Source organism: Synechococcus sp. H55.2 (assembly GCF_047462495.1).
Classification (GTDB): Bacteria; Cyanobacteriota; Cyanobacteriia; order Thermostichales; family Thermostichaceae; genus Thermostichus.
This window is the reverse complement of sequence record NZ_JANSJH010000224.1, coordinates 1-715: the sequence shown is the minus strand read 5'-3', so window position 1 is coordinate 715 and position 715 is coordinate 1. Positions and strand designations below refer to the sequence as shown.

At 55.8% G+C, this 715-nt stretch carries 1 protein-coding gene; it reads right to left on the bottom strand.

Going from position 1 to position 715, the window contains the following annotated elements; genetic code table 11:
- The coding region (locus NW844_RS13050; RefSeq protein ID WP_414336262.1) for an NERD domain-containing protein at positions 1 to 693 on the bottom strand (693 nt) is incomplete at its 3' end.
- Positions 694 to 715: the final 22 nt, after the last annotated feature.

Here is a 715-nt window from a genome sequence, read left to right as displayed (position 1 = left end):
TTTGCGTTGGTCTTCATCGAGTTTGAAGATCCCTTCTTGGACGCGCCGGATCACCGCCTGCGGATCGTAGTCATATACTGGGTCTTCGCCGGGATCCCCCAGCCCTATCCCCAACGTTTTGAGGATCACTTCCCATTCTGTGGCGTTGAGAGGAGCGCCATTGGCCTCTTTGGCTGCGTACAGAGTTTGCCGCAACTGCTCTGGGTTTTCCAAATCATCCGCAAAAAGTAGCGCGCCGGTAAAAGGGGGATCCCCGAAGCGCTCCTGCCATTCTTGTCGCCGAATGCGAGGCAAAGCCAGCCGATATTGCCAGGCAACGCGCGCTTGGAGAGGCCGAGTTTCCAGATTTTGCTGCAGCCAATTTTTGATCTGAAACATTTGATTATCGGCCTGCGCCAGAGGGGTTTCGGTTTCCCTGTGCCACTCGCGCATGCGCCACTCGCTGCCGTCGATGGCCTCGATATTGTAAAGGTTGCAGCCCTTACACTCGAAAATCCAAAAGCCCAGTTCAAAGTGAATCAATAGAATGTCGGGCTTGGCCTTGAGGTGACCCTGAGGGTCATAAATGCTGAACTGATGGAGGAGGTAGCCGGGATCTGAGCCCAGGGCTTGCCGCAGCGCATTCCAAACCGCCGCCTCCGCAGCTATTCCTGGCAAGCTGTCGTCCAGAGCGCCGTCGGGTTGAAAGTGCATGGGGGATCCCTCATTTTCCAAC